A 1510-nucleotide genomic window follows, 5' to 3' on the forward strand; every position below is an offset into this window, starting at 1 on the left:
TTTGGGAGAGGAAGCTCACTTATGCGAGGTTCAGTTATTAAAAGGATGTATGCCGGCTTTGCACTGATCATCATCCTGTTTGCTGTCACAATTGCCATTATGATGGGGGGAATGCACGATATTCACGGTAAATTTGAAACCGTCTCTAAATCATCGTTGCCCCTTGTATCGTTATCTAACCAAACCAGTGTGGAACTGCTTTCAGCCGACAAGTCGTTTAAAGATTTTCTGACCACTGAGAATAAACAGCGCATGGAAGAAATGCGTCAGGAGTTTGCGAGATCTCAACAACGTTTTGAATCCACTTTGGCGCAGCTCGAATCAGCAAGCCAGATCTACCCTTCTCTTGCCGAACCTTTTTCTCAACTGAAGACGCTAGAGCAAAGCTACTTTACCGAAGCGCTCGAAGCAATGGACAACTATGAAGCAATGTTTTCAGCACAAGAAGAAGTGCAGAAGTCATCGCGCCGCTTTCAAAAACTCAACACTGAACTTTCTGTTGGCCTGAAAGAATACGTTGCAGACCAATCGAGTATTTCAGTGAAAGTTATGGCGAAAAGCTACTTCATCAAACTCAAAGATGCCGAAGTGATCACTTCGGATGCGCTGGCCAGCTCCAATCCTGAGTTTGTTACGCAAGCGGTAACGAAAAACCGTAAAGCAGTAACGCACTTGAACTACGCATTCCGTGGGTTGGTCACTCAGCTTCCTGAGTTAGAAAAAGCTTTTGGCGAATCCGTAGAACAATTTACCCGTGACGTAGGTATGCGTGGTGGTGTGCTAGACCAACACAACAACTACCTCAACGCTCGCGCAGCTCTGTACGACAACATTGCGAACTTAGCTAACAAAGTCGATTCTACGATGGCTATCCTTGAGCAATTCACAACGACAGCAACAGACAAACTAAACGAATCTCTTGATGATGCCGGTGACATTTACTCTGCTGGCGTGACGAAAGCGATTGTGATTGGTGTAGTTGTGGTTTTGTTTGCTGCGGCTATCGGCTATCACATCGCGCAAAGTGTGCGTGAGCCATTAACACGTATTCTCAATGCGCTAGAGAGCCTGACTAAAGGCGATATGACGCAACGTATTGATATTCGCTTTAACAACGAGTTCAGCCGCGTTAGTGGCCATATCAACACGTTAGCGGACAGCTTGCACGACATTCTAGTGAAGCTAAATGAAGCATCAGAAAACTTAGCCTCGACCGCGACAACCAACGAACGAACGTCTTCTCAAGCGCAATCTAAGTTGAATGCACAACGTGAGCAGACCGCCAACGTGGCAACGGCTATGACCGAGATGTCTCACTCGGTTCAAGAAGTTGCGCAAAGCGCTCAAGGCTCTTTGGAAATGGTTCAACGTGTTGAGTCTGCATCCGAAGAAGGCCGAAATGTCATGAGTAGTAACATTTCGACTATCAATCAGCTAGAAACGCGCCTTCACGAGTCTGTGTCTGCCGTTTCTGAACTGCAAAAGATGAGTGGTCAAATTGGCTCAATTT

Annotated in this window: 1 protein-coding gene; it reads left to right on the forward strand. The window is 46.2% G+C overall.

The window, feature by feature from the left end; genetic code table 11:
• Nucleotides 1-21: 21 nt before the first annotated feature.
• A partial coding sequence (locus tag R8N46_RS24655) for a methyl-accepting chemotaxis protein (protein ID WP_318189704.1) occupies nt 22-1510 on the forward strand: 1489 nt, incomplete at its 3' end.

Source organism: Vibrio sp. 1874 (assembly GCF_033344395.1).
Classification (GTDB): domain Bacteria; phylum Pseudomonadota; class Gammaproteobacteria; order Enterobacterales; family Vibrionaceae; genus Vibrio; species Vibrio alginolyticus.